14 protein-coding genes are annotated in these 23232 nt (G+C 64.1%); 8 read left to right on the plus strand and 6 right to left on the minus strand.

What is annotated here, in order from left to right:
- Positions 1 to 181 precede the first annotated feature (181 nt).
- Complete coding sequence (locus KZJ38_RS10900; RefSeq protein WP_219795927.1) at positions 182 to 1249, plus strand: helix-turn-helix domain-containing protein; 1068 nt, start codon at positions 182 to 184, stop codon at positions 1247 to 1249.
- A 100-nt stretch (positions 1250 to 1349) separates the two neighbouring features.
- Here KZJ38_RS10900 and KZJ38_RS10905 read toward each other — a convergent pair whose 3' ends face one another.
- Positions 1350 to 2063, minus strand: coding sequence for a cation diffusion facilitator family transporter (locus tag KZJ38_RS10905; protein WP_219795928.1), 714 nt, complete (start codon positions 2061 to 2063; stop codon positions 1350 to 1352).
- Between the two features lie 202 nt (positions 2064 to 2265).
- Here KZJ38_RS10905 and KZJ38_RS10910 point away from each other — a divergent pair, with 202 nt between their 5' ends.
- Together KZJ38_RS10910 and KZJ38_RS10915 are read left to right on the plus strand one after the other, a co-directional pair.
- Positions 2266 to 2502: an AtaL-like protein gene (locus KZJ38_RS10910; RefSeq protein WP_219795929.1), complete on the plus strand. Its 237-nt coding sequence runs from the start codon at positions 2266 to 2268 to the stop codon at positions 2500 to 2502.
- A gap of 153 nt (positions 2503 to 2655) precedes the next feature.
- A complete protein-coding gene (locus tag KZJ38_RS10915; protein ID WP_219795930.1) occupies positions 2656 to 8238 on the plus strand; it encodes a trifunctional serine/threonine-protein kinase/ATP-binding protein/sensor histidine kinase in 5583 nt (1860 codons plus the stop codon).
- Here the strand turns inward: KZJ38_RS10915 and KZJ38_RS10920 are convergent.
- The 3 genes from KZJ38_RS10920 to KZJ38_RS10930 all read right to left on the minus strand — a co-directional run bounded on the left by KZJ38_RS10920 (position 8220) and on the right by KZJ38_RS10930 (position 14122).
- Complete coding sequence (locus tag KZJ38_RS10920) at positions 8220 to 9752, minus strand: ATP-binding protein (protein WP_219795931.1); 1533 nt, start codon at positions 9750 to 9752, stop codon at positions 8220 to 8222. The genes KZJ38_RS10915 and KZJ38_RS10920 overlap by 19 nt on opposite strands.
- A gap of 272 nt (positions 9753 to 10024) precedes the next feature.
- On the minus strand, positions 10025 to 11758 hold the full coding sequence (gene poxB / locus KZJ38_RS10925; protein WP_219795932.1) for a ubiquinone-dependent pyruvate dehydrogenase: 1734 nt from the start codon (positions 11756 to 11758) through the stop codon (positions 10025 to 10027).
- A gap of 357 nt (positions 11759 to 12115) precedes the next feature.
- The gene (locus KZJ38_RS10930) at positions 12116 to 14122 is read right to left on the minus strand and encodes a sensor histidine kinase (protein WP_219795933.1); all 2007 of its coding nucleotides are present in this window, start codon (positions 14120 to 14122) and stop codon (positions 12116 to 12118) included.
- Positions 14123 to 14372: 250 nt separating this feature from the next.
- Here KZJ38_RS10930 and KZJ38_RS10935 point away from each other — a divergent pair, with 250 nt between their 5' ends.
- Positions 14373 to 15419 (plus strand): substrate-binding domain-containing protein, encoded by a 1047-nt coding sequence (locus KZJ38_RS10935; protein ID WP_219795934.1) that lies wholly within the window; start codon positions 14373 to 14375, stop codon positions 15417 to 15419.
- 49 nt (positions 15420 to 15468) lie between these two features.
- Here the strand turns inward: KZJ38_RS10935 and KZJ38_RS10940 are convergent, their stop codons facing one another.
- Entirely contained in the window at positions 15469 to 16407 is a 939-nt protein-coding gene (locus KZJ38_RS10940; RefSeq protein WP_219795935.1) for an SMP-30/gluconolactonase/LRE family protein, read from the minus strand.
- A 274-nt stretch (positions 16408 to 16681) separates the two neighbouring features.
- Here KZJ38_RS10940 and KZJ38_RS10945 point away from each other — a divergent pair, with 274 nt between their 5' ends.
- The 4 genes from KZJ38_RS10945 (at position 16682) to KZJ38_RS10960 (ending at position 22182) form a co-directional block, all read left to right on the plus strand.
- Positions 16682 to 18229: a UxaA family hydrolase gene (locus KZJ38_RS10945; RefSeq protein ID WP_219795936.1), complete on the plus strand. Its 1548-nt coding sequence runs from the start codon at positions 16682 to 16684 to the stop codon at positions 18227 to 18229.
- A 130-nt stretch (positions 18230 to 18359) separates the two neighbouring features.
- Positions 18360 to 19670, plus strand: a complete 1311-nt coding sequence (locus KZJ38_RS10950; RefSeq protein WP_246641425.1) for an MFS transporter — start codon at positions 18360 to 18362, stop codon at positions 19668 to 19670.
- A 16-nt stretch (positions 19671 to 19686) separates the two neighbouring features.
- Entirely contained in the window at positions 19687 to 20967 is a 1281-nt protein-coding gene (locus KZJ38_RS10955; RefSeq protein WP_219795937.1) for an MFS transporter, read from the plus strand.
- Between the two features lie 48 nt (positions 20968 to 21015).
- Positions 21016 to 22182 (plus strand): mandelate racemase/muconate lactonizing enzyme family protein, encoded by a 1167-nt coding sequence (locus KZJ38_RS10960; RefSeq protein WP_219795938.1) that lies wholly within the window; start codon positions 21016 to 21018, stop codon positions 22180 to 22182.
- Here the strand turns inward: KZJ38_RS10960 and KZJ38_RS10965 are convergent, their stop codons facing one another.
- Complete coding sequence (locus tag KZJ38_RS10965; RefSeq protein ID WP_219795939.1) at positions 22183 to 23199, minus strand: 2-hydroxyacid dehydrogenase; 1017 nt, start codon at positions 23197 to 23199, stop codon at positions 22183 to 22185.
- Positions 23200 to 23232: the final 33 nt, after the last annotated feature.

Here is a 23232-nt window from a genome sequence, read left to right on the forward strand (position 1 = left end):
TTTCAGATACCTTTCGCGCATCTGACGAATAGACATGCTTTGCGCATCGCGCCGCGTCGTCTAGCATCGAAGCTTGTGCCTAACGTCGCGCGATTGCGCTCGTACAGGCAGACGCGGTGCGCTATGTACCTGCCGCGTCGCCGGTTTCGCGCGGCTTCGTACGTAGTCACGGAGCCCCAACATGAACATCGAGAAGAACGGTATCGGCGCCGACGGGCAAAGGCCCGCATGCTGCGTGCAACAGGACAGCCCGAATGGGACGCAGGGTTTGAGTGTGCCTGGGCCGCGGCGCGTGCTCGTCGCAATGGAGGAACGCTGGCGCGTGCCACCGCCGTATCAGTACGTGCCCGATGCGAACGCGATGGTGGATCCGGGCGGCATGCACGGCCTTATCGAGGCGGTCGATGCGCACGACGCGCGCCGCGATCTGGTGATTGCCTCGCGCTGGACGCAGCATGAAATCGACGGTGTCGAGCACATGAGCCGCAGCGCCGCCGGTCAGCACACGGTCGGCATCGTGCTCAAGCCGACCACCGTGCATTTTCGCTCGGGCTCGCTGGTGTTCGACGGGCAACTCGCACCGGGCTCGATGCATGTCACTGGACCGGGCGAAAGCGCCGCAGCCGTATTTCGCGCCGCCAGCGACGCCATTCATCTGTTTATTCCGCAGCGCGTGCTCGAGCAGCATTACGAAGAAGCGTTCGGCCGCCCGCATGCGGGCGAACTGGCGCTCGGCGTGTCGCAGATCACGCGCGATACGTCGCTCGAACGGTTGAGCCGCGCGCTCGCGGACATTCAATATGCCGACGCGACGTTCGCTTCGCTATACGTCGACAGCATCTGCATCGCGATCGTTGCGCGCCTGCTCGAGCGGCACTTCACGCGGCGCGCACCGCCGACGGTCACGCGCGCGACACCGCTGCCGCAATGGCGGCTACGCCGCGCCTTCGACTTTATCGATGCGCATCTCGCCGAACCGGTGCGGCTCGGCGATATTGCCGCGAGCGTCGGCTTGACGCGCATGCATTTCGCCGCGCAATTCCGCTGCTCGACCGGCTATACGCCACATACGTATCTGTTGAGACGGCGTGTCGAACATGCGCAGCGTTTGCTGCAACGTTCGGAGAAAACGCTGCTCGATGTCGCGCTCGATTGCGGATTTCGTAGCCAGGCGCATTTCACGACCGTGTTCAGGCGGATGGTTGGCGATACGCCGAACCGGTGGCGCATCAAGGCGCGGCTCGATTGAGCGGCGGTGAAGAAAAGGCGATGGTTGAGCGCGCAACGAAACGCGGGCGGACGTGTGCAGCGGTGCGTGGCACTTTGATCGCGCCGCCGCTAAAGAGCGGCTAGCCGCTCTTTTTTGCCGCCACGCCAGGCGCAATTGCCTTCGACAGGCGGCGCAGCACCCCGGCGACCGGCGGTACCACGAGCCGCACGCCGCTATATGCGATCACGAGTCCGATCAGGGCGGCTGCGATCGCGTCGAGACCCGTATAGCCCAGCGACGCCGTCGCGATGCCGACGGTGGCCACGAGCGACGACAGCGCGTCGGCGCCGACATGCCACGCCGCAGCCGATAGCACGGACGAATGCGCCGGCGAATGCGACCGCCGGGCCTTCAGCGACAACGCGCGGTACAACAGGCCACGGCTCACTGCGGAAAACGCGGCAATACTTAACGCGACTGTCGTGGCGGATCCGGCGAGCGGTGGACGGTCTTGCGCATAGAGCGCGATCTCGATGCCGGCGATCACCAGCACCACACCGACCACGGGCGGCGCCGCGTTCTGCACGAACCCGGCATATCTGCGCCAACGTGCCGACCTGCCGGCGCCAGTGCCCACGCGATTGCCAAGACCCGCAAACCAGCATGCGGCAAGCAGAATCAGATCGACGCCGATGTCGGTTATCGCATGCAACGCATCGGCCATCAGACCGGACGAATGCGCGGAATAACCGGCGGCTGCCTGCACGGTCGCCAATACCGCGTTCAACGCCGCACTCGCGATAATGATCCGTGTTGCACCTTCCTGCGACGCGTGGCTCGTCTGATCGGCCATCGGTATCGGTCCACCCTGGCAGCGAAAACCGTACGATAGGGGCGCCACATTGCGACGATGTGACAGACCGGCTGCCGGCTAACCGCAATCGGTGGTGAGTCCGCGATGAATCTGCGGCGAATTTGCGCTATCCGCGCGCGCCGCGCACGGGAACGGTTACTTCTCGATCGGAGGATTTACCGTTCGACGTGGAGCATCTCCGATGATCTATTCAACCGCAACCGTCCCGGTCAATCCACAAGGCGAGAGCGCACTGACGCGCGACCCGCTATGGCAAGGACTCGTGCTCAAGGCGCGCGATGCGCGCCTGTTTCTTCCGCCCGGCGTCTGCACAAAATGCGACGTGATCGTCGACGCGCAGGGTGCGCGAAGGCAAGATCCGGCCGTAGGCTCAGGCCCGTTGTTCCCGCAACGATTCGTGCGGCAGCGCAGGGCATAGTCAAGCGCAATTAGTTACCCTGATAAACGTAGGACACAGCACAGCGGGGCCTATCTCTGCTGCTATGCTGGAGTCTTTATCAGGGAAGGCGATTCCCTTCACCATGGAGGCCGCGCAGTGAACCGGTCGCCCGATCCACCCGGTGCGTTTGGAGTGACATCAGACGCCTCGTCGTCAGAAGTGCTCTGGGACGACGGCGAGCGTGTGTTGTGCAGGGAATGGCGCGTGCAGCCCGGCGGCGGCCGCGGGTCTGTGTTGACCGTGCGTCCGGTTGCGGAGCAGCCTGCGCCCGCTGCGTTGAGCCGCCTCGAGCACGAGTTCGCGCTAGCGGAAAAACTTGCCGGTGCGCCAGTTGCGCGACCGCTGGAATTGCTGCATGAACAGCGGCGCCTCGTGCTCGTGCTCGAAGACGCAGGCGATGAGCCGCTCGCGCGCGAGCCGGTGCCGATGGCCTTGCCCGGTTTCTTGCGGACTGCGATTCATGTCGCCCACGCGCTCGGCAGGCTGCACGCGGTCGGCGTCATCCATAAGGACATCACGCCGGCCAATATCCTGATCAACCGTTCAAGCGGCGCCGTGCGCTTCACGGGGCTCGGCATCGCCACGTTTCTCGCGCGCGAGCGCCAGGCGCCGTGTCCGCCCGAATCGATTGCCGGCACGCTCGCCTACATGGCGCCCGAACAGACCGGACGGATGAACCGCTCGGTCGATTCGCGCAGCGACCTCTACTCGCTCGGCGTCACGCTATATCAACTGCTGACGGGCGTGCTGCCGTTTTCCGCGCAAGATCCGATGGACTGGGTGCACAGCCATATCGCGCGCAAGGCGGTGCCGCCGAACCAGCGCGTCCCGACCGTGCCGGCCGTGCTGTCGGACATCGTGATGAAGCTGCTCGCGAAGGCCGCGGAAGACCGCTACCAGACCGCGGCCGCGCTCGAGCGCGATCTCAAGGAGTGTCTGCTGCGCTGGGAAGCGCGCGGCGCGAGCGAGCCCTTCATCGAACCATTTCCGCTGGCCCAACACGACACGCCCGACCGTCTGCTGATTCCCGAAAAACTGTACGGCCGCGCGCGTGAGGTCGAGACGCTGCTCGCAGCGTTCGATCGCGTGATAGCCGGCGGCCGTCCCGAGCTGATTCTGGTGGCGGGCTACTCAGGCATCGGCAAATCGGCGGTGGTGGGCGAACTGCAAAAGGTGCTCGTACCGCCGCGCGGCCTGTTTGCGGCCGGTAAATTCGACCAGTACAAACGCGACATTCCGTACTGGACGCTCGCGCAGGCATTTCAGGGGCTGCTCAGGCCAATTCTCGGCAAGCGCGACGCCGAACTCGAAGATTTGCGCGAACGGCTGCGCGAGGCGCTCGGCCCGAACGGGCTGCTGATCGTGAACCTCGTGCCCGAACTCAAACTGATAATCGGCGAGCCGCCGCCGATCGCCGATCTGCCATTGCAGGACGCGCAGCGCCGCTTTCAACTGGTGCTCAAGCGTTTTATCGGTGTCTTCGCGCGCGCCGGGCATTCGCTGGTGCTGTTTCTCGACGATCTGCAGTGGCTCGACTCGGGCACGCTCGATATGCTCGAAAGTCTGCTGGTCGATGCCGATCTGCGCCATCTGCTGCTGATCGGCGCCTACCGCGACAACGAGGTCGACCGCAGTCATCCGTTGATGCGCAAGCTCGACGCGATTCGCCGCCAGCACGGCGCCGTGGAGCAGATCGTGCTGCAGCCGCTGTCGAACCGCGATCTGCAGCAACTCGTTGCCGATGCGCTGCGTTGCACGCCGGAGCGCGCGGAACCGCTTGCGCGCATCGTGCACGAGAAGACCGCCGGCAACCCGTTCTTCGCGCTGCAGTTTCTGACCGCGCTCGCAAGCGAACGATTGCTCGCTTTCGATCATGCGTCGGCCGCATGGGGGTGGGACGTCGATCGCATTCGCGCGAAGGGCTACACCGATAACGTCGTCAATCTGATGATCATGAAGCTTGCGCGTCTGCCGCCGGCGACGCGCACGGCCTTGCAGTGCCTCGCGGCAATTGGGCACGCGGCCGGGTCCGACACGCTCGCGCTCGTGTTCGAGAAGCCCGAGGCGCAGGTCCATGCGGATCTCTGGGACGCGGTCCGCGAGGAATATGTGTTGCACCAGGAGGGTGCATACCGCTTCGTGCACGATCGCGTGCAGGAAGCGGCCTATGCGCTGATTCCGCAACCGCAGCGCGCCCAGACGCATCTGCGCATCGGCCGGCTGCTGGCCGCGCGCACGCCGCCCGACAAGCTCGAGGACGCCGTCTTCGAAATCGTCAACCAGTTGAACCGCAGCGCCGCGCTGATCGACGAGAGGGCCGAACTCGACCGCCTCGCCGAACTGAATCTGATGGCCGGCAAGCGCGCTCAAGCGTCGGCCGCGTATGCCTCGGCGCTCGACTATCTGAAGGCGGGCAGCGAAGCGCTCGCCGACGATCGCTGGCAGACGCAGCACGCGCTCGCGTTTTCGCTCGAGCTGCACCGCGCCGAATGCGAGTTTCTGAGCGGCGATCATAGCGGCGCGCAGGCCCGGCTGATCAGGCTCTTTCCTCGCGTGAGCGGCCTCGCCGAGCACGCCACGCTGGCGTGCCTCACGATCGACCTCTATATCACGCTCGACCGGTCCGACGAGGCCGTGAGCGTCGGTCTCGACTATCTGCGCCGTATCGGCATCGAATGGTCGCCGCATCCGTCGGACGAAGAAGCGCGCAGCGAATATGCGCACCTTGCAGCGAGGCTCGGCCAGCGGTCGATCGAATCGCTGATCGATCTGCCGCTAATGAGCGATCCGAATTCGCTTGCGACCATCAGCGTGCTCAACGTCCTGACACCGGCCGCCATCTTCAGCGATGCCAATCTGTTTGCGATGGCCGTATGCCGGGCCGTGAACCTTTCGCTCGAATACGGGAACTGCGGAACGTCTCCGCCTGTTTACGTCGACTTCGGCATGACCGCCGGGCCGCGTTTCGGCGACTATCAGACCGGCTTCCGGTTCGCGCGTCTCGGTTACGAACTCGTCGAGCAGCGCGGCCTGAAGCAGTCGCAGGCGAAGGTCTATATGAACTTCGGGAGCCTCGTGACACCGTGGGCTCATCATGTGCGCACCGGGCGAGACCTGATTCGCCGCGCGTTCGATATCGCGGTCAAAACCGGTGATCTTACTTTTGCCGGTTACAGCTGCAACAACCTCAATGCGAACCTGCTTGCGGCCGGCGATCCGCTCGACGACGTGCAACGCGAGGCTGAACGCGGGCTCGCGTTCGCGCAGAAGACGCACTTCGGGCTGGTCGTCGATATCATCGCCACGCAGCTCGCATTGCTGCGCACGCTGCGCGGCTCGACGCTCAAATTTGGCCTGCTCGACGACGGGAATCTGAGCGAAGCGCAGTTCGAAAGCCGTCTGTCGCGCGATCCATCGCTTGCGATCGCGGAGTGCTGGTACTGGATCCGCAAGATGCAGGCGCGGTATTTCGCGGGCGATTTCGCGGCGGCCGTCGACGCCTCGGTCAAGGCGAGCGCGTTGCTGTGGACCTCGGCGTCGTTCTTCGAAACGGCCGAATATCATTTCTATAGCGCGCTTTCCCGCGCGGCGCTATGCGACGCGGCATCGCCCGACGTGAAGGAGGATCATCTCGCCGCGATTACCGCCCACCACCGGCAGCTCGAAATCTGGGCGGCAAACTGTCCGCAGAATTTCGGCAACCGCGCGGCGCTGGTCGGCGCGGAACTGGCGCGCCTTCGAGGCCAGATGGCGGACGCCGAACAGTTCTATGAAATCGCGATTCGCTCATCGCGCGAGAACGCGTTTATTCATAACGAGGCTGTCGCTTACGAAACGGCGGCGCGTTTTTACGCGGCGCGCGGGCTCGCGGAATTCGCGCATCTGTACCTGAAGAACGCGCGCTACGCCTATCTTCGCTGGGGCGCCAACGGCAAGGTGCGGCAACTCGACGATTTCCATCCTCAGCTCGCCACACCGGATTCGCGCCCGCGCGCCACCGGCACAATCGAGACGCCGGTCGAGCATCTCGATCTCGCCACCGTGATCAAGGTTTCGCAGGCCGTATCGAGTGAGATCGTGCCCGACAATCTGATCCATACGATCATGCGCAGCGCAATCGCGCATGCGGGCGCGGAGCGCGGTCTGCTGATCGTGCCGACCGATAGCGCACCCTGCATCGTGGCGCAGGCGTCGACCAACGGCGACGCGGTGAGCGTCAACCTCGGCAAGACGGCATTGAGGCCGGACCTGCTGCCGGAATCGGTCGTCCACTATGCAATGCGCGCCGGGGAGTGCGTGATACTCGACGACGCCTCGACGCAGCACGACTTTTCCGGCGATCCGTATATCGCGCGCGCAGGGGTGGACACGCCCGCTCGCGCACTCGTCCGCTCGATGGCCTGCATGCCGCTCGTCAATCAGGGCAAGCTGATCGCGGTGCTGTATCTGGAGAACAATCTCGCGCCCGATGTGTTTACGGCGAGCCGCATCGCGGTGCTGAAGCTGCTCGCGTCGCAGGCCGCCATCTCGCTCGAGAACGCGCGGCTCTATCGCGAACTGGCCGAACGCGAAGCGCGCATCCGGCGCCTTGTCGATGCGAATATCGTCGGCGTGTTTATCTGGGATTTCGAAGGGCGCATTCTCGAAGCGAATGATGCGTTCCTGCGTCTCGTCGGCTACGATCGCACGGATCTCGCGCTGGGGCGCCTGCGCTGGACCGAGCTCACGCCCGCGAGCGGCCGCGAGCGCGATGCGCGTGCGCTTGCCGACATCAAGGCGCACGGTTCGGTGCCGCCGTACGAAAAAGAATATCTGCGCGCGGACGGCAGCCGCGTCGCCGTGCTGTTGGGCGCCGCGACGTTTGGCGATGCGCGCGATCAAGGCGTCGCCTTTATCGTCGATCTGACCGATCGCAAGCGCGCCGAATCGGACGCGCGCCAAAACGAACGGCGTTACCGCGAAATGGAAGTCGAGCTGGCGCACGCGAACCGCGTCGCCACGATGGGGCAGCTGACCGCGTCGATCACGCATGAAATCAGGCAACCGATCGCGGCGGCCATGACGAATGCCCATGCGGCGCTGCGCTGGCTCGGCGCGCGCACGCCCGATCTGAACGAGGTTCGCGAGGCGCTCGAGCGGATCGTCAACGACGGCGCGCGCGCCAACGATGTGATCGGCCGCATTCGCGCGCTCGTGAAGAAAGCGCCGGCGCGCACCGAGCGCATCGAGATCAACGAGGCGATTCGCGAAGTGATTGCGCTGACGCGCGGCGAAGCGGTGAAACATCAGGTCACGGTCGAGGCGCTTTTCTCCGATGCATTGCCGTTTATTCATGGCGACCGCGTGCAGTTGCAGCAGGTCATGCTGAACCTGATGATCAACGCGATCGAAGCGATGAGCGGCGCCGGCGACGGTCCGCGCGAGCTGTTGATCGCGACGTCGGCCGATCGCACGCAGGCCACGCGCGTGGCGGTGTCCGATACGGGCCCCGGTGTCGAGGAAGAGGCCATCGAACAGCTGTTCGAACCGTTCTATACGACCAAGGCGGGCGGAATGGGCATGGGGCTGTCGATTTGCCGTTCGATCGTCGAAGCGCATGGCGGGACGCTAAGCGTGCAGGCCAATGCGCCGCGCGGTGCGACGTTCGTGTTCGTGCTGCCCGGCGCCGACGAAAACGCTTTGCCCGAAAACGACAACTATCTGGCCGAGCCGTAAATCTGCGCGACGGGGATTGGCGTGAGCGGTCCGATCGGTGCGATCGGTGCAATCAATGTCATGTCGCTCAGCGCGTGGGCAAACGGCAGCCGGATATGCAGCGTCGCGCCGGTTCCTGCATGATTCGAGGCCCACAGGCGGCCGCCGTGCGCGTCGACAATCGACTGGCAGATCGCGAGGCCAATGCCCATGCCGTCCTGCTTGGTCGTGAAAAACGGCTGGAAAATGCGGTCCGCGTCGTGAAGGCCCGGACCGTGATCGCGCACCTCGATCAGCAGATGGTCGCCGTCGTTTTGTGCGTCGCGCGCTTCGCGTCGGGTGCGGATCGAGAGCCGCCTGCGCTCGGGGGCAACCTGCAGCAGCGCATCGATCGCGTTGTCGACAAGATTGAACAGCGTCTGCTGGATCTGCAGCCGGTCCGCATTGAGCATCGGCAATGTTGCATCGAGATCGAGTTCGAGCGCGACGTCGTGTTGCCGCAATTCGCCTCGCTTCAATTCGATCACTTCGCCGACGGTCGCATTGATATCGAAGGCGGCGATGACAGGTGGTGCTTGCCGGAATAGCGCGCGAATCCGGCGGATCACTTCGGCGGCGGTCGTGCCGTCGCGCACGATCCGCTCGGCGGCGCTCATCGCGTGCTCGAGATTCGGCTCCTTTGCGCGCAGCCAGTTCAGACACGCGTGGCCGTTGGTCACCATCGCGGCGATCGGCTGGTTGACCTCGTGCGCGATCGATGCGGACAGCTCGGCGACGGTGGCCACCTGAGAGGCGCGCGACAACTGCGCCTGCGTGTCGCGCAAGGCATTGGCCGTCGTCATGCTGTCGTGCACGTCGACGTGCACGCCGTACCAGCGCACGATATGGTCGCGGGCGTCGCGCAGCGGCTGCATGCGCGTCTCGATCCAGCGGTATTCGCCGTCGTGCCGGCGCAGCCGGTACGTGGTGGTGAGCGCCACGCCGGCCGCTTCGCAGCGGCGCCGCTCGGCAATCACGCGCGGCGCGTCGTCCGGATGCAGCAACTGCATGCAGCCGCCGTCGGCCAGTTCGCTCGCGGGCTTGCCGACAAAGTTCAGCAATTGCCGGTTCGCGTATTGCATGCAACCCTCTGCATCGCTAACGACGACCATGCATGGAATGCCGTCGATCGCATTGCGCAGCGCCTGCTCGCGCACCGTGGTTTGCGTATGACGTTTGGACGTGATCAGGTCGTTGACGATCAACGATACGATCGCGAAAACAATCAGCCGCGGAATGTCGTGAATCGATAGTCCGTGAGCGGGCGGCGGCCCGATCAGCAGCGTGAACGCAACGAGCGACGAGGCGAGCGTGACGAACCCGGCGGCGCGGCCGCCATAAACCGAGCTCATGATTAGCGCGAGCAGAAAGCACGATACATGCGCTTTCGTGATCCACGCGAGCACCGCCGCGCAGGCGGTCAGAAGCAGCGCGATGGCGTAGCGGCGAAGTCCGGTGATCGCAGTCGAATACGAATACGCGGATTGAGAAACCATGTTTTACCTCGCGAGATCGCACTGCCGACAACGAACCCACATGCAAACTCAAGCAAAGATCCGCGGCCTTGCGTACGCGAGGCGTGCGCAAGGCTTTTGTCGGAATGGCCGCGTTGCGTGCGTTGCCGGACCAGGGGAAGGGGCGCCGCTATTATGCGGCATCTTGTTGTGCGCCGGAGCCGACCGATTTGCATGCACCTGCGGTGGTGGGCCTGCGTTCCACGCGACGTCACGCGCGTCGAGCCACTTGTCCACCCGAGGAAACGTTTGCGCTATCTCCAGAGGTTGGTTTGCGCGAGATCGATCACCTCGTCGGTCTTGCCGTTCAGAATGGCCCGCAGCATATAAAGCGAGAACCCCTTCGCCATTTCGAGGTTGATCGCGGGCGGAATCGCCAGCTCCTGGCGATTCACCACGGCATCGATCAGCACCGGGCCATTGTGCTTGAGCGCCGCTGCGATGCCCGCTTCGACCTCGGACGGCTTCTCGAGCCGGACCCCCTTGATACCGATCGATTCGGCCATCGCGGCAAAGTTCGGATTCTTGAGGCCGGTGCCGTACGGAATAAACGAGGTGGACTTCTGCTCGAGTTCGATAAAGCCGAGTGCGCTGTTGTTGAACACGCAGACCTTCACCGGCAGGCCCAGTTGCGCGAGGCTCAGGAAGTCGCCCATCAGCATCGCGAAGCCGCCGTCGCCCGACATCGAGATCACCTGGCGGCCCGGATAGGCGTGTTGCGCGCCGATCGCCTGCGCCATCGCATTGGCCATCGAGCCGTGCCAGAACGAGCCGAGCAGGCGCCGCTTGCCCGTCATCGCGATATAGCGCGCGCCCCAGACGGTCGGCAGGCCGACATCGCAGGTAAAGATCGCGTCGTCGCTCGCCTGGTCGCTCAAGGCTTTCGCGATCTGCTGCGGGTGAATCAGCGATGCGCGTGTGCTTTCCTGCGCGAGCGCGTCGAGTTCGGCGCGTGCCTTTTTGTAGTGCTGCTGCGCTTTCTCGAGATGCGCGGTCTTCGTTTTCTTCGTGAGCTTCGGCGTGAGGGCGGTGAGCGTCGCTTTCACGTCGCCGACAATGCCGAGATCGAGCGTCGCGCGGCGCCCGAGATTGCCGGGCTCGTGATCGATCTGCACGATCTTCGCCTCGTATTTCGACGGGTAGAACTGCATATACGGGAAGTCGGTGCCGACCATCAGCAGCAGGTCGCAATCGCGCATCGCGTAGTAGCCCGACGAAAAGCCGATCAGCCCGGTCATGCCGACGTCGAACGGGTTGTCCGCCTCGACATGCTCCTTGCCGCGCAGCGAATGGACGATCGGCGACTTTAGCGCGTCGGCGAGTGCGATTACTTCGTCGTGCGCGCCCGCGCAGCCCGAACCGCACAGCATCGTGACACGCTCGTTCGCATTGAGCAGATCGGCCAGCGCATCGATATCGTCCTGCGCGGGCGTCAGCACCGCGCGCGGCGGGATCAGCCCGGCCGACGATACCGCCGGCGCCTCGACCGCTTCCTGCAGCGCGACGTCGCCCGGAATCACGATCACCGAGACGCCGCGCTTGCCGAGCGCTTCACGAACCGCGATCTCGACCGTGCGCGGCATCTGGCTCGGCACCGAGACGAGCTCGCAATAGTGGCTGCATTCCTTGAATAGCGTCTGCGGATGGGTTTCCTGAAAGTAGCCGCTGCCGATTTCGCGCGACGGAATATGCGCCGCGATCGCGAGCACCGGTACACGATTGCGATGGCAATCGAAGAGCCCATTGATCAGATGCAGGTTGCCCGGCCCGCAGCTGCCCGCGCAGACCGCGAGGCTGCCGGTCAGATGCGCTTCCGCACCGGCCGCGAAAGCGGCGACTTCCTCGTGGCGCACGTGAATCCATTCGATGCCTTCGGTCTTGCGGATCACGTCGGTCAGCCCGTTCAGGCTGTCGCCGACGATGCCATAGACACGCTTCACGCCTGCGGCCAGTAACACATCGACGAATTGATCGGCTACGATCGTCATTCTTTTCTCCGGTTGAACTAATCAGATTTCACAGATGGGCTTGCGTAACAGGCGATGCAGGCGTTCTTTAAGCACTGAGCAAGGTACATGAGCAAAAAGCGAAAGCCCCGCCGCAATGGTGCGAAAGCAGTGGTGCAAAGAATCGCGTACATCGTCGCGTTGTAGACGATGGCCGATGCGTTTGCAAGGCGAGCGGCGCTTCGGAAGATAGCGCGAGGCGGTGCCGCTCCGATGCTGCCTCGTGCGGAATTATCGAAATCGCATGCCCGTCTATCGCGTTCAATCCTGAAAGAGAATTGAGGTTGACGGCAGGCGTACGCGAATCTTTCTGACGCGTTGCGCGCATAGGCCAACTGACTACTCGCCGGCCGGCAGCGCAAACGTAAAGCGCGCACCGCCGAGCGTCGATTCGTTGTCGGCCTCGATACGCCCGCCGTGCGCTTCGATAATCGTCCTGCAGATCGCGAGGCCGAGTCCCATGCCGCCCTCGCTGGTGGTGAAAAAGCGGTTGAAAAGCAGCGTGAGATTGTCCTCGCGGATACCCGGCCCGTTGTCTTCGATGGTGCAGCTGACCTGACCCGCCGCGGTCACCGCGATCGTCAGCACGACCTTGCCGTGGCGCACGCCGTGCGACGCCAGCGCCTGCATCGCGTTGACCGTCAGGTTCACGACAACCTGCTGTAATTGCGTGCGGTCCGCCATGATGCGCGGCGCGAAGATCGCGGGGCGATGCCACACTTCTACCCCTCGAGCCTGGATTTCGTGGCTTAAGAGCAGCAGCGCTTCGTCGACCACTTCATCGAGGCGAATCAGCTCGCGCCGCGGCTTGCTCTTTGCGGCCATCGCGCGCGTGCGCACGATGATGTCGCTCGCGCGGCGCGCCGAGGCGAGCGTGAGCGCCGTCAGCTCGCGCACTTCGTCGAGCGGCGGCTCGGGCCGGTTCAGCCAGTTCTGCATGGCCTGCGCGCTGGCCGCGACCGCGCCGAGCGGCTGGTTGATCTCGTGCGCGATCGACGCCATCAGTTCGCCGAGCAGGGAAATGCGCCCGGCGTGCGCGAGGTCGGTTTCGAGCTGCTGCAGCTTGTCGCGCACACGCACGCGGTCGGTGATGTCGATCATGCCGAGCAGCGTCGGCGTATGGCTGCCGATCGGCTGCGGCCGCGACAGCGTGCACAGCACGTCGATCACGCGGCCGTCGAGCGCGACCACCTTCATCTCTTCGTCGAAACGCGCTTCGCCGTGATAGCGGCTTTCGAACGCGCGGCGCAGTGTGCCGGGGCTTTCGGTCCATAGGCGTCCGGCGGGGCCGACCAGTTGCGCGGCGTCGCGCGCGCGGAACAGTTCGACCGAGCGCGCGTTGACTTCATCGACGGTAATCGCGCTCATCAGCCGCCGCAGCACGTCCGGATGCGCGTCGAAATACGCGTTCAGATCGGTGACGCCCGCTTTGTGCAAAGCCGGAAAAATATCGAAGTTGCCGCGCATCAGCATCAGCGCCATCGGCATGTTGTGAAACAGCTCGCGATAGCGCTGTTCGGCTTCGCGCAGCGCGTCTTCATTGCGGATGCGCATCGCGACGTCCAGCTTTAACGCTTCGTTGGCCGTTTGCTGGTTGTGATACGCGACCCGCAGATTCGTACACAGGTCGTTGAACGACATCACCACCTGATCGAGTTCGTCGGGCGTCGCGGGCGGACGGCGCTTCAATGCGAGCGCGCCGGCCGGGTGATGGAAATCGTAGCGGCGCATGAATTGCGCGATCGTCGCGAGATGGCGCGTGACGAGCCGCGAAAAGATCAGCAGGATAAAGAGCGAGACGAGAAAAGTCTTCGCGCCCTGGCTTACCAGAATGACGAGCGCTTCGCCCATCAGCCGCCGGTACACATCGGTTAGCGCCGCTTCGATATAAAGCGTGCCGATCTGCTTGAGCTTGCCTTCCACCACGCGGTTGATCGGCAGCTCGCGCGTGATGACGGGCGTGCTTTGCCGGCGCCGCGCCATGATCTGCAGGGGGTGGCCGGTGCCGGTTTCACGCACCGTCACGGCTTGCACGTCGGGCAGCTTGAGAATGCTCTCCACGACGATGCGCAGCTGTTCGCGGTCCAGATGCCAGAGGCTTTCGCCGATGATGTCGGGATAGCCCTCGCCGATCTCGTCGAGGCGCCGCTCGATCTGATCGAGGTCGTAGCGGTAGTCCATATACAGCTGGACGGCGGTCATGATCAGTGTGATCACGGAGCTGAAGATCAGGACGCCGATCAGAAGGCGCACGCCGATACCGCGCCGCAGGCCCGCCACGGTGCGCCACGATGCGGCGCTGCCGGCGTCGTCGCCGGCGCTGGCGTCGGTATTACGCCGGGCCATGCGCAATCGGCCCGTGTGCTCCGTGCTTGCGGGGGACGCGCTTTCGGGTTCCGTCGCGTCGGGCCGAAGCGTTGCTTTCGCTCGCCGTGGCAAGTCAGCCCCCCGTTCGGATTTGGCTTACTAGTATAGTAAGTACGGCTCTCGGCAACAGTTCGCGCTTGCACGGAATCCTCTGATGCAAGCGGGTTTGCGCTGCGGGTTTGCCCGCGAATTTGCCTTGATGCGATAGCCGCACGCGGGAGGTGACGCGATGAGCTCCGGACGGGTGCTGCACAGGTGGCTTCGGGTGGCGGGCTTTCTGATTGGCGCGCCTGTGCTGTCGGGCATGTCGGGCATGGTGGGCGTGTTAGGCATGGCCGGCATGGTCGGCATGGTCGGCATGGCCGGCATGGTCGGCGCGATCAGCACCACCGGCATCGCGCGCGCGGCCGACTACGGCGCGGTGCTCGCGGGCGCACAAAGCGAATTCTGGAAGGCGATGGAAGAGGGCATTCATCAGGCCGCCGAGGAACGCCGCGTCAAAGTGATTGTGCGCAGTCCTGTCGACGACGACCCGCAAACCACCGCGCAGAATCTGCAGCTCAAAATAGTGCAATGGATGATCGACTCGGGCGTGAAGTCGATTATTCTCGCGCCGATTCCCGTCAAGGATGTCAAAACGCCGGTGCAACTGCCGGTGCCCGTCGTGTTCGTCGACCGGCCGAGCAAGGACTTCCGCGCGCTCTCGACCGTCTCCACAGACAATTACGCCGCCGGCCGCGTCGCCGCGCGCACGCTCGAACGTGTGCTGCCGCGCGGCGCGAAAGTGGCCGTGCTGCGGCTCGCGCCCGACGTCGTATCGACGAGCGCGCGCGAGCAGGGCTTTATCGACGCGGCGAAGGCACTGGGCTACGAGATCGTGGTCGACGCGTATATCGGACACGGCATCCACGAACCGGAACTGGCCGCCGTCGATGCAATCAAGTCGTACGGTCGTCCGCTCGACGCGATCTTCGCGCCGACCGACTTTACGACGCTCGCCGCGGTGCGCGCGCTCGAACAGCTGGCGCCGAAGCAGCGGCCGAAGATCGTCGGCTTCGACTATCGTCCGGCCTTCCGGCAGTATCTGCAGACAGGCGTGCTCTATGCAGTGATCGCGCAGGACGCGTATCAGATGGGCTATATCGCGATGCAGACGCTGCTCAAGGCCGAAGCCGGCGAAGTGGTGCCGCTGCAGATCAGCATCGACGTGCTCGCGCTGACCGCGGCGAATATTACCGACCCGGCGATTGGGATCAAGCTGCGGCAGTATCAGTAGGGCGTTTGCTTTGCGACTTCACCGGGCCCGTTTGCAGGATCAACCCGGATCAACCGCCCAGCGCGCCCTGCGTGTTGACGAACACCGAATAGATCGATTGCGACGCGGCCATAAAAAGCCGGTTGCGCGCGGGGCCGCCGAAGCACAGATTCGCGCAGCGCTCCGGTAGCGCGATGCGGCCGATGATCTTGCCGGCCGGGGAAATCACCATCACGCCGTCGAGTTCGTCGCTGCCCATTCCCCAGCCGCACCACAGATTGCCGTCGATGTCCGCGCGCATGCCGTCGATCGTCGCGGTCCCGGCATCGAAAAACACGCGTCCCTTACCAATCGCGCGGCCGTCAGCCGACATGTCGTAAACATGGATCAGCTTGCTCGGCATGCCGCGCGATTCGATCACGTAGAGCAGCTTCTCGTCCGGTGAAAAGCACAGGCCGTTCGGCCCCTTCAGTTCGCGCGTGACGACCGAGGCCTCGCCGGTCGCGCCATCGATCCGGTACACCGAGTGCGGCAGTTCCTGCTCGGCCTTGTGCCCCTCGTAATGCCCCGCGATGCCCATCGGCGGATCGGTGAACCAGATCGAGCCGTCCGATTTGACGACGAGGTCGTTCGGCGAATTGAGGCGCTTGCCTTCGAACGCATCCATCAGCACGGTGATGCTGCCGTCGTACTCAGTGCGCGTGACGCGCCGGCCATGCTCGCAGGTGACGAGACGTCCCTGGCGGTCGCGCGTATTGCCGTTCGCGAAGTTCGACGGTTTGCGAAACACGCTGACGGCGCCGGTTTGCTCGTCCCAGCGCAGCATCTGGTTGTTCGGAATATCGCTCCATAGCAGATAGCGGCCGTCGCCGAACCAGACCGGTCCTTCGGTCCAGCGATAGCCGGTCGCGAGCCGTTCGACGGCGGAAAAGTTGACGCGGTATGCGTCGAAGGACGGATCGATCGATATCACGCGCGGGTCGGGATAGCGCTCTGCCTGTTGCCACATGGGTTTGCTCCTTGTGCGGGGCTCGAAAAAGGTCGCTCGGCGGACAGTATAAGCCGATCGAAGTGAATTCAAGTAAGCGCTTTCTCTTGAAATGCACACGGGAATCTTCTACAGTGGCCGAAATGTCGGCTTTGCCGGTGTTCCGCAAGCCGGGAAACCGAAAAAGTCAGGCTATTTGAGCAAGCGATTACTTCTGACGGTGGAGCATGCAACGATCACGGCGTGCACCGGCTTCCGGGTTTTCGTCCCTTCACCCCTGCAAGGCCGCGAGTCCATGATCGAGCTGTCCGGCAAGACCATCAACGGGCCGGTGATCCGGCTGCATCCCGCCGACAACGTGGTGATCGCGCGTACCGATGTCGCGATCGGCACGCCGGTGCCGTCGGAAGACTTTGTGAGCAGGAGCCAGGTCGCGGCCGGCTACAAGATCGCGGCGCGGCGGATCCGGCAGGGCGAGGCCGTGCGCAAGTACAACAACGTGATCGGCTTCGCGGCGACCGAGATTGCGCCCGGCACGCTGGTGCATGGCCACAACCTCGAGTTCCGCGAGTTCGACCGCGACTACGCGTACTGCGCGGACTACCGGCCCGTCGATCTGCTGCCCGCTGAACAACGCGCGAGCTTTGACGGCATCGTGCGCGCCAACGGCGAAGTCGCGACGCGCAACTACATCGGCGTGCTGTCGACGGTCAATTGTTCGGCCACGGTTGTGCACAAGATCGCGGCGTGGTTCACGCCGGAGCGCCTCGCCGATTATCCGAACGTCGACGGCGTGGTCGCGTTCAGTCATTCGATCGGCTGCGGTATGGAGATGAGCGGCGAGCCGATGGCGCTATTGCGCCGTACAACGGCCGGTTACGCGCGTCATCCGAATCTCGCGGCGGCGCTGATCGTCGGACTCGGTTGCGAGCGCAACCAGTTGCAGGGCATTCTCGATCAGGAGGGGCTCGAACGAAACGCGCGGCTCCATACGTTCACGATGCAGGAAACGGGTGGCACGCGTAAAACGATCGAAGCCGGCATCGAAGCGGTCAAGGCGCTGCTGCCGGAAGCCAACCGCATCAAGCGCACGCGCGTCGACGCGAGCCAGCTGAAAGTGGGCCTGCAATGCGGCGGCTCCGACGGCTTCTCGTCGATCACCGCAAACCCGGCGCTCGGCGCCGCGGTAGACCTGCTCGTGCAGCACGGCGGCACCGCGATTCTCTCCGAAACTCCTGAAATTTATGGCGTCGAACATACGCTGACGCGCCGCGCGGCAAGCCGCGCAGTCGGCGAAAAGCTGATCGAGCGCGTGCGCTGGTGGAAGGACGTGTACTCCGTCGGCCGCGACGTGCAGATCAATGGCCAGGTGAGCCCCGGCAATCAGGTGGGCGGTCTGGCGAACATCTTCGAGAAATCGCTCGGTTCGTCGATGAAGGGCGGTACGGGCCCGTTGATGGCGGTCTACCGCTATGCCGAGCCTGTCAGTGAGCGCGGCCTCGTGTTTATGGATACGCCGGGCTTCGATCCGGTGTCGGCGACAGGCCAGATTGCGGGCGGCGCCAATCTGATTGCCTTTACGACGGGCCGCGGTTCGATGTTCGGCGCCAAGCCCGTGCCGTCGCTGAAGCTTGCAACCAATACGCCGATGTACCGGCGCCTGACCGAAGACATGGATCTGAACTGCGGCGAGATTCTCGATGGCACCGCGTCGATCGAAGGCACGGGCCGCGCGATTTTCGAGGCCATGCTCAAAGCCGCGTCGGGCGAGCGCACGAAGAGCGAGCTGCTCGGTCTCGGCGATCACGAATTCGTTCCGTGGCAGATCGGCATCATGAGCTGACGACGCCCGCCGCATGATTTGCCGCTGAACGGACGCTGCAAACGCAAACTTACGCTGCATAGGGTCGCCCACCAAGAGGCGCGCAGCGTGTCCCGCTCAAAGGACCACCTGAACAACACGGAGACAAAGCTTGAGCACGAACGGCATCGCGGTTACGTCGCCCGGCAGCGCGGCGTCAGGCAATTCGATCTACGCAAAGGTCACGTGGCGTTTGATGCCTTTGCTCTTTATCGGTTACGTGGTTGCGTATCTCGACCGCGTCAACGTCGGCTTCGCGAAGCTGCAGATGCTGAACGATCTGCACTTCAGCGAAGCGATGTACGGCTTCGGCGCCGGCATTTTCTTCGTCGGCTACTTCTTCTTCGAGGTGCCGAGCAATCTGTTGATGCACCGCGTGGGCGCACGCCGCTGGATCGCGCGGATCATGGTCACGTGGGCCGTGATTTCGGCGGCGACCGCATGGGTCACGTCGCCGACCATGTTCTACGTATTGCGGTTCGTGCTCGGCATCGCGGAAGCGGGCTTTTTTCCGGGGCTCGTGCTGTATCTGACGTACTGGTTCCCGGCGCAGCGGCGCGGCAAGATGGTCGCGTTTCTGATGGCGGGCAATCCGGTCTCGGGGATCGTCGGCGGGCCGGTGTCGGGCTTGATTTTGCAGCGGCTCGCGGGCCATGGCGGTATGGCCGGCTGGCAGTGGCTGTTTATTATCGAGGCGCTGCCCGCGCTCGTGCTCGGCGTCGTCATCTATTTCTTTCTCGACGATCGTGTCAAGGATGCAAAGTGGCTCGCGGAACACGAGCGCGAGCATATCCAACGCGAAATCGACGCCGAAGCGCGCACCAAGAGCCATTCGTCGGTCGGGCAGACATTTTCGTCGGCAAAAGTCTGGCTCTGCTGCGCGATCCTGTTCGGCATCGTAATGGGCTCGTACGCGGTCGGCTTCTGGCAACCGACCATCATCCGCACGTCGGGCATCAAGGATCCGTTCACGATCGGTCTGCTGACCATCGTGCCTTATCTGTACGCGCTAATCTCGATGATTCTGGTCGGCCGCCACGCGGACCGCACACGCGAGCGCCGCTGGCATGTGGTGATTCCCCAGCTCGTCGCGGCAAGCGGCTTCGTCGTGTGCGCCTTCGCCGGCACGAACCCGTGGATCGCGCTGCTTGGCCTCACGATGGCGGCCACCGGCGTGGTCACCGCGCTGCCGATGTTCTGGGCGCTGCCGACCTCGTTTCTCGGCGGCGCCGGCGCCGCGGCCGGCATTGCGTTGATCAATTCGACCGGCAATCTGGCCGGCTTCGTGAGCCCTGCCGTGGTCGGCTGGCTCAAGACGATGACCCATTCGCTGAACTCGAGCCTGTTCCTGATCGCAGGATGCCTGTGTCTGTCCGCGCTGCTGATTCTTACGCGTATGCCGGCCCGACTCGTCAACCGCTAAACATGCACAAAACCCCATGAAAACCGGCAAATATCGATACGTGGTCGCGGGCCTGCTGTTTGCGGCCGGCGCGATCAACTATATGGACCGCGCGGCGCTCGGTATCGTCGCGCCGATCGTCGGCAAGACGCTCGAACTGTCGCCATCGCAACTGGGCGTGATTTTCAGCAGCTTTTTCGTCGGCTACGCGATCTTCTCGTTTCTCGGCGGCTACTTTGCCGACAAGTGGGGCACGCGGCGCGTCTTCACGTGGGCGATGGGCATCTGGTCGCTGTTCTGCGGGCTGACCGCGGCTGCGACCGGTTTCGTCTCGCTGCTGCTCACGCGTGTGTTCTTCGGCATCGGTGAAGGGCCGATGAGCTCAAATACGAACCGCACGATTTCGAACTGGTTTCCGCGCCATGAAACGGCGACGATGATCGGTTTCACGTTCTCGGGGCAAACGCTCGGCAATGCGATCGCGGGGCCCGTGGTCGGGCTTATTGCCGTGGCGTTTGGCTGGCGCACGTCGTTTGTCGTGATCGCGGTGCTCGGGTTTATATGGCTGGTCTGCTGGCGCATTTTCGTTACCGACAAGCCCGCGCAAAGCCGCCGTGTCGGCGCGGCGGAAACGCAGCTGATCGACGCCAGCCGCGCCGCTGCCGAAGCCGTGAATGTGGAAGACGACGGCATGACGCTGGGCGCCTATCTGCGCCGGCCGAGCACGCTTGCGCTCGGCGCGGGGCTCTTTGCGGTGAACTACACGCAATACGTGTTTATCTCGTGGCTGCCCAGCTATCTGACCAACGTGATGCATCTGGACCTCAAGCAGATGAGCATCATCACGTCGATTCCGTGGATTTGCGGGGCGATCGGCTATTTCGGCGGCGGCCTGGTCGGCGACTACGTCTACAAGCGCATGAACGATCCGATCAAGGCGCGCAAGCTCGTTGCGACGATCCCGCTCGCGCTATCGGGCGTGGCGGTGCTCAGTATCACGTCGGCGACGTCGCTGGCCGCGGCGGTCAGTCTGATCGCGGCCGCGCTGCTGTTTCTGACGGGCTCGTGCCAGTCGATCTGGGCCGTGCAGCACGAGATTCTGCCCTTGCACCGGCAGGGTGGAGTAGGCGGCTTTATCCACTTTCTGTCGAATCTGTCGGGAATCATCGGGCCCGCGCTGACCGGTGTGCTGATCCAGTACTTCGGCGGCTATCACAGTGCGTTTCTGTTCGGCGCACTGATCGATTTCGCCGGTGTGCTCGCGATGCTGCTGTTCGTGAACAGCAAGCATCGCGTTACGGAGCGTGTGGCGGCGTAGCGTTTGAACCGAATGCGGAATTTGTCGAGTCGTATTGAGGAAAGGACCATGAAACAAGGTGTCGTTGAGCAATCGCAGGCCGCCTGGCAACAGGCCGCGAAAATCGTTTCTGTTGAAGCGCGCACGGTGCGCGTACCGCTCGATCGTGTCACGTCGTTCGCCACGCGCGTGGTGGCCGCGCGCGACTACACGCTGGTGCGCATCAAAACCGCCGATGGCCAGCAGGGCATTGGTTTCTGCTACGGCGGCCACCGCGCGGGCTCGCTTGTCACGCATGCGGTGCGCGAGCTGTTTGGGCCGCTTCTGATCGATCGCTGCGCCGTCGATGTCGAAGGGCTGTGGCGCGAGCTCTACCAGGAATCGTTGCTGCAGGGGCGCGCGGGCAGCGTGATGCGCGCGCTGTCGATTATCGATGTCGCGCTATGGGATCGCAACGCGCGCGCGGCGGGTTTGCCGCTTGCGCGTTATCTCGGCGGCATGACCGCCGAGCGTGTGCCGGCTTATGCGAGCGGCGGCTATTACATCGACGGCAAGACGCCGCAGCATCTTGGCGAAGAGCTTGCGGGCTATGTCGAAATGGGCTTTCGCGCGGTGAAGATGAAGGTCGGCCGGCTTAGTCCGCGCGAGGAAGAAGAGCGTATCGCTGCGGCGCGCTCAGCGGTTGGCGACAGTGTGCTGCTGATGCTCGACGCGAACAACGCATGGTCCGACGTGCCGACCGCGCTCGAATATATGCGCCGCTACGAGCGATACGATCCGTACTGGATCGAAGAGCCGTTCAGTCCCGACGATATCGAGGGCCATGCGCAGCTTGCGAAGCGTACGCCGGTTACGGTGGCGACGGGCGAAATCGAAGCGGGGCGCTGGCGGCATCAGGAACTGCTCGACAAGCGCGCGGCGATGATTCTGCAATCGGATGCGGCCGTATGCGGCGGCATCAGCGAATGGCGGCGCATCGCGGCGGCCGCCGCGGGCATTGGCGCAACGATGTGCCCGCACTGGTTCCACGATCTGCATGTGCATCTGGTCGCGTCGACCGAGAACGCGCGATTTGTCGAATACTTTCCGGATGACCAGGTGCTGAACTTCCGGCGGCTCGTCGATACGCAGCTCGAGTTTGCCGACGGCATGCTGAAGGTGCCGACTACGCCGGGGCTTGGGTTTGATTTTGATGCGGCCGCGCTCGAGCGTTATGCGCTCGATGCGTGGGCGTGATTACGCGTTCGACTTCGCTGGAGCCGCGTGCCGCTTTGGAAACGACGCGCGGTGCTCGAGCGCTTCCGGGTTCACACAATTCGAAGTCCGCTGCCCGTCGAGCGCATCGAGCACGTTCTGCGCGGCACGCACCGCCATCGCTTCGCGCGTCTCCTGCGTCGCCGTTCCGATATGCGGCGCCAGCACGACATTGGGCAGCGTGAAAAGCGGCGATGCGCCGAGCGGTTCGCTTTCGTAGACGTCGAGCCCCGCGCCGAGAATGCGGCGCTCGTGCAGCGCTTCGATCAGCGCGGCTTCATCGACGACCGGCCCGCGCCCGCAGTTGATCAGGATCGCGGTTCGCTTCATCCGGCGCAGTTCGGCGGCGCCGATCAGCTTGTGCGTGGCATCCGAGAGCGGCGTGAGCACGCAGACGAAGTCCGCTTCGGCAAGCAGATCGGGTAGCGCGCGTGCCTGTGCACCGTAAGCGCTTTCAGCTTCGGCGTTGCGTGTGCGGTTCGTGTACAGCACCTTCATGCCGAAGCCCAGCGCCGCGCGCCGCGCGACCGCGGCGCCGATCCGGCCGAGTCCGACAATGCCGAGCGTCTTGTGATGCACGTCGACGCCGAACTGCGCCGGCCCCGACGACGCGCGCCACTGGCCGCGGCGCGTCCATGCATCGAGTTCGGCAAGGCGGCGCGCGGTGGCGAGCATCAGGCCGAACACGAGGTCGGCCGTCGTCTCCGTCACTTCGGCTGGCGTGTTCGTCAGCACGACGCCGCGCCGCGTCAGTTCGGGCACGTCGAAGTCGTCGTAGCCGGCCGAGATCGTCGCGGCCGTTTCGAGCAACGGCGCCGCATCGAGCAGTGCGGGCGTGATCCTGAGCTTGTTGCCGATCATGCCGTGCGCGTTCGCGAGCGCATCGAGAAAGGCCGCGCGCTCGCTGTCCGCGTCGGCGATACGCAGGTCGCAGCGCGCTTCGAGCAGTTCGACGGCCGCGGCCGGCAGGCGCCGGTAGGCGACGACACGTTTCTTCATCGGGGAATCCGGAGGCAGGAAAATGCGGTGAAC

The sequence above is a fragment of the Paraburkholderia edwinii genome, from assembly GCF_019428685.1.
Taxonomy (GTDB): Bacteria; Pseudomonadota; Gammaproteobacteria; order Burkholderiales; family Burkholderiaceae; genus Paraburkholderia; species Paraburkholderia edwinii.

Excerpts from the sequence above, each read along its gene's own strand:
- poxB (WP_219795932.1), bottom strand. The coding sequence starts at position 11,758 with ATGACGATCGTAGCCGATCAATTCGTCGATGTGTTACTGGCCGCAGGC.
- KZJ38_RS10920 (WP_219795931.1), bottom strand. The coding sequence starts at position 9,752 with ATGGTTTCTCAATCCGCGTATTCGTATTCGACTGCGATCACCGGACTT.
- KZJ38_RS10955 (WP_219795937.1), top strand. The coding sequence starts at position 19,687 with ATGAAAACCGGCAAATATCGATACGTGGTCGCGGGCCTGCTGTTTGCG.
- KZJ38_RS10910 (WP_219795929.1), top strand. The coding sequence starts at position 2,266 with ATGATCTATTCAACCGCAACCGTCCCGGTCAATCCACAAGGCGAGAGC.
- KZJ38_RS10965 (WP_219795939.1), bottom strand. The coding sequence starts at position 23,199 with ATGAAGAAACGTGTCGTCGCCTACCGGCGCCTGCCGGCCGCGGCCGTC.
- KZJ38_RS10930 (WP_219795933.1), bottom strand. The coding sequence starts at position 14,122 with ATGGCCCGGCGTAATACCGACGCCAGCGCCGGCGACGACGCCGGCAGC.
- KZJ38_RS10935 (WP_219795934.1), top strand. The coding sequence starts at position 14,373 with ATGAGCTCCGGACGGGTGCTGCACAGGTGGCTTCGGGTGGCGGGCTTT.
- KZJ38_RS10940 (WP_219795935.1), bottom strand. The coding sequence starts at position 16,407 with ATGTGGCAACAGGCAGAGCGCTATCCCGACCCGCGCGTGATATCGATC.
- KZJ38_RS10960 (WP_219795938.1), top strand. The coding sequence starts at position 21,016 with ATGAAACAAGGTGTCGTTGAGCAATCGCAGGCCGCCTGGCAACAGGCC.
- KZJ38_RS10945 (WP_219795936.1), top strand. The coding sequence starts at position 16,682 with ATGATCGAGCTGTCCGGCAAGACCATCAACGGGCCGGTGATCCGGCTG.
- KZJ38_RS10905 (WP_219795928.1), bottom strand. The coding sequence starts at position 2,063 with ATGGCCGATCAGACGAGCCACGCGTCGCAGGAAGGTGCAACACGGATC.
- KZJ38_RS10900 (WP_219795927.1), top strand. The coding sequence starts at position 182 with ATGAACATCGAGAAGAACGGTATCGGCGCCGACGGGCAAAGGCCCGCA.